This window comes from Cellulosimicrobium cellulans (assembly GCF_042723955.1).
GTDB lineage: Bacteria > Actinomycetota > Actinomycetes > Actinomycetales > Cellulomonadaceae > Cellulosimicrobium > Cellulosimicrobium cellulans_H.
In genome coordinates this window covers 67,223-75,752 of the sequence record NZ_JBHXIC010000010.1, presented here as the reverse complement: position 1 = coordinate 75,752, position 8,530 = coordinate 67,223, and the positions used below count along the sequence as shown (strand labels likewise).

Annotated in this window: 3 protein-coding genes; 1 reads left to right on the top strand and 2 read right to left on the bottom strand. The window is 70.9% G+C overall.

The features are described 5' to 3' along the window. Positions 1–101: 101 nt before the first annotated feature. Positions 102–1,388 (bottom strand): phosphopyruvate hydratase, encoded by a 1,287-nt coding sequence (gene eno, locus ACFWH7_RS04910; RefSeq protein ID WP_378215330.1) that lies wholly within the window; start codon positions 1,386–1,388, stop codon positions 102–104. Between the two features lie 547 nt (positions 1,389–1,935). Here eno and ACFWH7_RS04905 point away from each other — a divergent pair. After that, positions 1,936–7,506 (top strand): peroxidase family protein, encoded by a 5,571-nt coding sequence (locus ACFWH7_RS04905; protein ID WP_378215329.1) that lies wholly within the window; start codon positions 1,936–1,938, stop codon positions 7,504–7,506. Between the two features lie 123 nt (positions 7,507–7,629). On the opposite strand, the gene ACFWH7_RS04900 is transcribed toward ACFWH7_RS04905, so the two are convergent. Next, a complete protein-coding gene (locus ACFWH7_RS04900) occupies positions 7,630–8,370 on the bottom strand; it encodes a nucleoside triphosphate pyrophosphohydrolase (protein WP_378215328.1) in 741 nt (246 codons plus the stop codon). Positions 8,371–8,530 lie beyond the last annotated feature (160 nt).

Here is an 8,530-nt window from a genome sequence, read left to right as displayed (position 1 = left end):
CGCGTCGCAGCTTGTGTGGGTGGGCTTGGTTTTGTGTATAAGAGCGGGGGGTGCCGGGACGTCCCGGCGAGGTGCTGCGCGACCGGACAGTCAGCCGCAGGTCAGCCCTGCACCGTCCAGCGCGGGAACGCGCCGCGGCCCGCGTAGCGCGCGGCGTCGTCCAGCGCCTCCTCGATGCGCAGGAGCTGGTTGTACTTGTTGATGCGCTCGCCGCGGGCGGGGGCACCGGTCTTGATCTGGCCGGCGTTCGTCGCGACGGACAGGTCGGCGATCGTCGTGTCCTCGGTCTCGCCCGAGCGGTGCGACACCATCGCGGTGAAGCCGTTGCGCTGCGCGAGCTCGACGGCGTCGAGCGTCTCGGTGAGCGTGCCGATCTGGTTGAGCTTGACCAGGAGCGAGTTCGCCGCCTTGAGCTCGATGCCCTTGGCGAGGCGCTCCGGGTTGGTGACGAACAGGTCGTCGCCGACGATCTGCACCTTGTCGCCCACCTCGGCCACGAGCTGCGACCAGGCGCCCCACTCGTCCTCGGACAGCGGGTCCTCGATGGAGACCAGCGGGTAGTCGCGCACGAGCTGCTCGTAGTACGCGATGATGTCCTCCGAGCTCGTCGCCTTGCCCTCGAACTGGTAGGCGCCGTCCTTGAAGAACTCGGTCGCGGCGACGTCGAGCGCCAGGCCCACGTCCTTGCCGGGGACGAACCCGGCCTGCTCGATCGCGACGAGGATCAGGTCGAGCGCGTCGCGGTTGCTCGGCAGGTTCGGCGCGAAGCCGCCCTCGTCACCGAGGCCCGTCGCGAGGCCCTTGCCCTTGAGCACGGACTTCAGGGAGTGGTAGACCTCCGCGCCGGTGCGGAGCGCCTCGCGGAACGAGGATGCGCCGATCGGGGCGACCATGAACTCCTGGATGTCCACGTTCGAGTCCGCGTGCGACCCGCCGTTGAGGATGTTCATCATCGGCACGGGAAGGACGTGCGCGTTCGGGCCGCCGACGTAGCGGTACAGGTCGAGGCCGGCGCTCTTCGCGGCGGCCTTCGCGACGGCGAGCGAGACGCCGAGGATCGCGTTCGCGCCGAGCTTGCCCTTGTTCGGGGTGCCGTCCAGGTCGATGAGGGCGGCGTCGATGAGGCGCTGGTCCTCGGCCTCGAAGCCGATGAGCTCCGGGGCGATGTCGTCGATCACGGCGTTGACCGCGCCCTCGACGCCCTTGCCCAGGTAGCGGGACTTGTCGCCGTCACGACGCTCGACGGCCTCGAACGCACCGGTCGACGCGCCCGACGGCACTCCGGCGCGGGCGAACGTCCCGTCGTCCAGGACGACCTCGACCTCGACGGTCGGGTTTCCGCGGGAGTCGAGGATCTCGCGCGCTCCAACGGCTTCGATGCTGGCCACAGGTGCTCCTTCGGGGCAGGGCTGCGGGCGCATCGAATGGGGTGTGGCCGACCCGGGCAGGGAAACCCGGGACGCCGCGTGCGCGCCCGCGACGGTGGTGGGTTTACGACCACAGCCTAGTGCCCGGATGTGACCTGCGCCGCTGCGTCCGGTCCGTGGGCTGGCAGGAAGGACTTCGGCGGAACGGTCCATGACCTAGGTCCCGGGCGGGACGGGCACCACCCCGACCGAGGCCGCCCCACCGTCCCGATCGGCGACCACCAGCATGCAGGCAAATCATGAACGTTCGTCCAGTTCATGGCTCCTGCATGCCATTGTCTGGCTTTTTTGATTCAACGAAGTTCACCCGGTGTTCACCTGTTGTTCACCTGAGCTCACGGCTACCGTGGCGCCACGAACCGTTGTGCTGCCAACGACGACAGCACCGTTCAAAGGGGTACAACTCGCCATGAAACTCTCTCAAAGTCGCCCTGAAGGGGCGCGGCGATCCCACCACACGAGGAAATTCATCGCCGCATTCTTCGCCTTTCTTCTCGCGGGTACGCTCGTGAGCACCCCGGCAGCCGCCGTCACCGATCCCGACCCGTCGTTCCGCCTGACCGCGCACGACCTCGAGTTCATCCTCCGGCAGATCCAGGTCTCCGAGGCGCACTCCGCGGGCGGCACGCTGCTCTGCGACGACCCGACGGACAAGAGCGGCAAGTGCGTCCCGAGCCCGGCGCTCCCGTTCGGGCTGCGCACCGTCGACGGCTCGTTCAACAACCTGCTCGCCGGCCAGGAGGAGTACGGCAGCGCCGACCGCGCGTTCCCCCGCCATCTGGGGACCACGTGGCGCGAGGCCGATCCCGGTCCGCCGTTCTCACCCCCGAACCCGCCCGGCGCCACGGACATGTGCACGGCGGGCACGACCTGCTACTCGATGTTCGCGCCCGGCAGCTTCGTCTACGACGCCGACCCGCGCATCATCTCCAACCTGATCGTCGACCAGAGCGCCGACAACCCCGCCGCCGTCAACGCGGCGGAGAGCACCGAGGGCGGTGAGGTCCGTCCCGACGGCTCCGTGTACATCCCGAACACGGCGCCGGACGAGGGCCTCTCCGCCCCCTTCAACGCCTGGTTCACGTTCTTCGGCCAGTTCTTCGACCACGGCCTCGACCTCGTCAACAAGGGTGGGAACGGCACGCTGGTCGTCCCGCTGCAGCCCGACGACCCGTTGTACGACCCGGCGTCGCGGACCAACTTCCTCGTCCTCACGCGCGCCACGCGCCTGCCCGGCCCGGACGGCGTGGTCGGCACGGACGACGACCAGCACAACAACCAGACGACGCCGTGGGTCGACCAGAACCAGACATACACGTCGCACCCCGCGCACCAGGTGTTCCTGCGCGAGTACGAGCTGCGTGACGGCGTGCCGCACGACACGGGCCGCCTGCTCGACGGCACGCTCCCCGGCGGGGGGACCGGCGGCCTCACCACGTGGGCCGACGTCAAGCGGCAGGCGAACGAGGTCCTGGGGATCGAGCTCACCGACGCGGACGTGCTCAACGTGCCGCAGGTCGCGGTCGACCTCTACGGCAACTTCGTCCCGGGCCCGAACGGCTTCCCGGTGCTCGTCACCGACGAGGACGGCGACCCCGCGACGGAGGACCCTCTCAACGTGGAGGGGGACGTCGCCGACCCCGTCCCGACGACGAACGCGCTCGGCACCGCCCACGCGTTCCTCGACGACATCGCACACGGCTCGACGCCGCTGTTCGACGCGGACGGCAACCTCGTCCCGCAGCAGTTCGACGAGCAGGGCAGCCCGATCCCGCCCGGGATCCCGCTGTTCAACGCCGACGGGTCGCCCGTCACCGACCAGTCCCTGGCCGGTTACGACAACGTCGCGCTCGACGAGCACTTCGTCACCGGCGACGGCCGCGGCAACGAGAACATCGGGCTCACGGCCGTCCATCACGTGTTTCACGCGGAGCACAACCGGCTCGTCGGGTACATCGACGGCGTGCTCGCGGAGAACCCGGAGCTCCAGAAGGCCTACCAGGGCCTGGAGCACCAGTGGCCGACCAAGCGGTCGGGCGACGAGCTCCCCGGCCCGGAGGACGACGACTGGAGCTACGAGCAGCGGCTCTTCCAGGCAGCGCGCTTCGCGACGGAGATGCAGTACCAGCACCTCGTCTTCGAGGAGTTCGCCCGCAAGATCCAGCCGAACGTCGACCCGATCGTGTTCAACGAGAACAGCTATGACGCGACGGTCGACCCGGCGATCGTGGCGGAGTACGCGCACGTCGTCTACCGGTTCGGGCACTCGATGCTCACGGAGGAGATCGACCGCCAGGGGTTCGGGACAGAGGGGGTCAGCCTGCTCGACGGCTTCCTCAATCCCCGGACGTACGACGACGACGGGACGCTGACCCCCGAGCAGGCGGCCGGCGCGGTCGTCAACGGCACGACCAACCAGGTGGCCGGGCAGATCGACGAGCACGTCATCGGCACGCTGCGCAACAACCTGCTCGGCCTGCCGCTCGACCTCGCGACGATCAACATGCTTCGGGGTCGTGACACCGGGACGCCCGGTCTCCAGGAGGCCCGGCGGACGTTCTTCGCCGCGACCGGGTCGCCGACGCTCGAACCGTACGAGAGCTGGTTCGACTTCGGGCTGGGACTCAAGAACGGCGACAACTTCGGCCGCGGCGGGAGCAACGCGTCCCTGACCAACTTCGTGGCGGCCTACGGCACGCACCCGACAATCCTCGCCGAGACCACGGTCGAGGGGAAGCGGAACGCGGCGTCCCTGCTGGTCAACGGCACGCCGTCCGGCGAGGGGTTCGTCCAGCGGTTCGCCGGCGAGACGCGTTTCCACACGGCGGCCCAGATCAGCAGCTCCCACTTCGCCACGCCGGCGGCAGGCGGGCCCGGGGTGCCGGTCGTCTACATCACGACGGGGCACAACTTCCCCGACGCTCTCGCGGGCGGACCTGCGGCGGCCGCGGGGAACGGCCCGATCCTCCTGGTCGACAGGCACGGCGTCCCGGCGGCCACGGCCGCCGAGCTCCTGAGGCTGCGGCCCCAGACGATCGTCGTGCTCGGCGGAGAGCTCGCCGTGCTCGACAGCGTCGTGACCAACCTGGACGGTTACACCGACGGGCCCGTCACCCGGGTCGCCGGTGCCACCCGGTACGACACGGCCGCGCAGATCAGCAACGCCCTCGTCCCCAGCGGGACCGTCGACACGGTGTACGTCGCGACCGGGGAGAACTTCCCCGACTCGCTCGCCGCGTCCGCGTTCGCGTCGCGCGACGGGCACCCGATCCTGCTCACCGCGCACGGCAGCCTGCCGTCACCGACGCGTGCCGAGCTGGTCCGGCTCGCCCCGAACCGGGTCGTCGTGCTGGGTGGCCCGCTCGCGATCAGCGCGACGGCGGAGTCGCAGATCCGGTCCGCCGTACCGGGCGCCACGGTCACCCGCGTCGCGGGCGCCACGCGCTACGACACCGCCGCGATGCTCGCCCTCGACGAGTTCACCGGCCCGGTCGACACGCTCTACCTGACGACCGGGACGAACTTCCCGGACGGTCTCGCCGTCGGCCCGGTCGCGGGCCTGACGGGGTCACCCGTCCTGCTCGTCCCGCCGACCGGGGCCGTCCCGCAGGTCGTGCTCGACGCGATCGAGCAGCTGGACCCCGGCCGGATCGTCGTGCTGGGTGGCACGATCGCCGTCTCGCCCGAGGTCGAAGCCGTGATCGCCGGGCTCGCACCGCTCGCGCAGGACGCCCCGGCCGACCGCGTCGACTTCGTGCACAGCACGGGCGCGTGGGCCGACCAGCCTGACGGCCTGACGACCACGGGGCTCGAGAACGTCGACTTCTGGACGGGAGGCCTCGCGGAGGCGCTGGACCCGTTCGGCGGGATGCTCGGCTCGACGTTCAACTTCGTGTTCGAGAAGCAGCTGGAGAACCTCCAGTTCGGCGACAGGTTCTACTACCTGTTCCGCAACCAGGGGAACCAGCTCTTCGCGGCGCTCGAGGCGAACTCGTTCGCCAAGCTCATCCAGCGCAACACGGACGCGTCGCTGCTCCCGGCGGACATCTTCTCCGTCCCGGACCCGGCGCTCGACCTGGAGAACCTGCCCGACCCCTGGCCTGAGCAGCTGACCCAGACGGGCGACGGCACGTACCGGTGGGACGGCGACGAGCACGTCGAGATCCACGGCAACCGGACCGAGGCCGACGGCATCCGCGGCGGCCAGGGCGACGACGCGCTGTGGGGCTACGGCGGGGACGACCGTATCGAGGGTGGTTCCGGCAACGACGAGATCATCGGCGGGCCGGGCGACGACATCCTCACGGACAGCTTCGGCGACGACAACATCAAGGGTGGCCTCGGGAACGACGCCATCAACGGTGGTGCCGGCGTGAACCTGCTGCTCGGCAGCCATGGGAACGACTTCATGGTGGGTGGCAACGACACGCCGAACGACATCTTCTCCGGCACGGGGAACGACGTGGTGCTCGGCGGCGCCGGGCGCACGAACGTCTTCGGCGGCGAGGGTGACGACTGGATCCAGGGCGGCACGCACGCCGACCTCGCACAGGGCGACAACGCCAACCAGTTCCAGAACGACACGATCGGAGGTAACGACGTAATCGTCGGCGGTCCCGGCAACGACGACATCGAGGGCGAGGGCGGCGACGACGTGCTGGTCGGCCGAGCCTTCGGCACCGACCGGCACGAGGGCGCCATCGGCTACGACTGGGTGACGTACTACGGCGAGAACAGCGGCGTGGACGCAGACCTGCGCTTCACGACGCTGCAACGCCCGGACGTCCAGGCGGTCCGCGACCGGTACGACCTCGTCGAGGCGCTCTCCGGGGGCGGTGGCGACGACGTCCTGCGGGGGCAGGGCTTCGGGGTCGACGACATCCCGGACAACGAGGTGCCGCTGCACAAGATGACGCAGGAGACGCTCGACCTGTTCCCCGGCCTGGAGGAGATCCTCCGACCGGGTGGCGGGCACGAGGACTACGCGCTCCGGTTCATGGACGACCCCCTCGCGGCCGACCAGGACGGGCAGAGCAACCTGCTGATCGGCGGTCCCGGCAGCGACCTCGTCGAGGGCCGTGGTGGGAACGACTTCATCGACGGCGACGCGTACCTGCGGGTCCAGCTCGCCGTCGGGGACGAGCGCTTCGACAACGCGTCCCAGCTCCAGACCCGGGTCTTCTCGGGCGAGATCAACCCGGGCGACATCTCGATCGTCCGCGAGATCGTGGAGGACGACGAGGCGGACGGCGTGGTCGACACGGCGGTCTACCAGTTCGACCGGGAGGCGTACGAGGTCACCGACCTCGGCGACGGCTACACCGCCGTCGAGCACACGGGCGCCGCGGAGCTCGAGGAGAGCGACGGCCGCGACGTCCTGCGCAACGTCGAGATGCTGCAGTTCGGCGACGGCTGCCTCGTCCTGGCCACGATGGAGGCGTGCGCGTCCTTCGGGACCGTCACCTTCGCCGGCCAGATCGATCCGCCGACGGAGGACCTGCCGCTCACGGCGACGGTCGTGCTCGACGAGTCGCTCGTCCAGAACCCGACGAACATCCGGTTCGCCTGGCAGCTGGGTGAGGGCGGCGAGGAGTGGGAGCCGTCCGCGACCGGGGACACGATGCCCGACGCACCGAACGGGCGTGTCGACACGTTCGTCCCGGGCGACGGGGACGGCGGGATGCTCCTGCGCGTCGTGGTCACGTTCCGCGACGACCAGGGTCAGCTGCGCTCGATCGTCTCGGACGCGCTGCCGGCGGTCGTCAACGTCAACGACGTCCCGACGCAGCCCGTGCTGTCGCCGGAGGTCGTGACGGTCGGGAGCGGGCTGAACCTCGGCGGGTTCACCGACGGCGACGGGCTCGAGGAGTCGTCCGAGGCCGGCATCACGTACGCGTGGCAGGCGTCGACCGACGGCTTCGCCACGGTCCGCGTCCTGGAGAACGTGGTGCCGACCGCCTACCAGGTAACGGCTGCCGAGGCCGGGCACCAGATCCGGGTGGTGATCGGCTACACGGACGACCAGGGCACGGTGGAGACGGTGATCTCGACCGTCTCGACCGTGACCGGTGGCCCTTGACCGGGTAGAGCGGCCCGTGGGGCCCGGCCGGCACCGGGTTCCCCTCTCCACCGGTCCGCCCTCCTGACGACGAGGGGGTCCGCCGCTCCGGCGGCGGGCCCCCTCGTCGTGCCCGTCACCTGCTCAGGCGCCCGCGGCCTCGGCGGCCTCGATCTCTCCCTCGACGCGTCGCAGCTCGATGCGCAGCGCCGCCTCGGCGTCCAACCCGTCCGCCTCGGCGCGCGCGACGAGCGCGAGGAGCTCGCGTCCCAGCCGCTCGTCCGCCGTCGTGCTCGCACCACCCGCGGCGACCCCGCCCGGGGTGCCGGGCGACGCCGCCGCGAGCGCCGCGCCGACCGTGTCGCCGAGTCCCCCGCGCCCGGCCCGGGAGAGGACCTTCTGGGCGCGGGCGAGCGCGCCCTGGGTGTGCGAGATGCCCTCGAGCACGGACGAGCGCTGCTTCTCGGCCTTCTTGATCGCGTCCCACTGCTGGTGCAGGTCGGTGACCTCGGTGTCCGCGAAGGTGTCGGCGAACACGTGGGGGTGGCGTCGCACGAGCTTCGCCGCGAGGTCGGCCGCGACGTCGTCGACCGTGAACGGGTCTGGCTCCTCGCTCGCGATGCGCGCGTGGAAGAGGACCTGGAGCAGCAGGTCGCCCAGCTCCTCGCGCATCCCCGCGCGGTCGCCGGTCTCGATGGCGTCGGCCAGCTCGTGCGCCTCCTCGAGCAGGTACCGCACGAGCGACTCGTGCGTCTGCTCGCGGTCCCAGGGGCACCCGCCCGGGGAGTAGAGCCGGTCCATGACGGCGACGACGTCGCGCAGCGGGTCGGTCGCGGGGTCGTGCGCGGGCGCGGGCTGAGGGGCCGAGGGCTCGGGTGCGGTCACCGGTTCATCGTAGGTTCGGCCGAGCAGGCAATGCCCTCCCTCGACTTCCGCTCGACCAGCGCGGCCGCGGGGGGGGGGGGGGGGGGGGCGCGGCCCGCGCGCGGAAAACGCGGGGCGAGCGCGGTGGGAGGGGGGGCCTCGCGCCGGGCGCGCCGCGCGC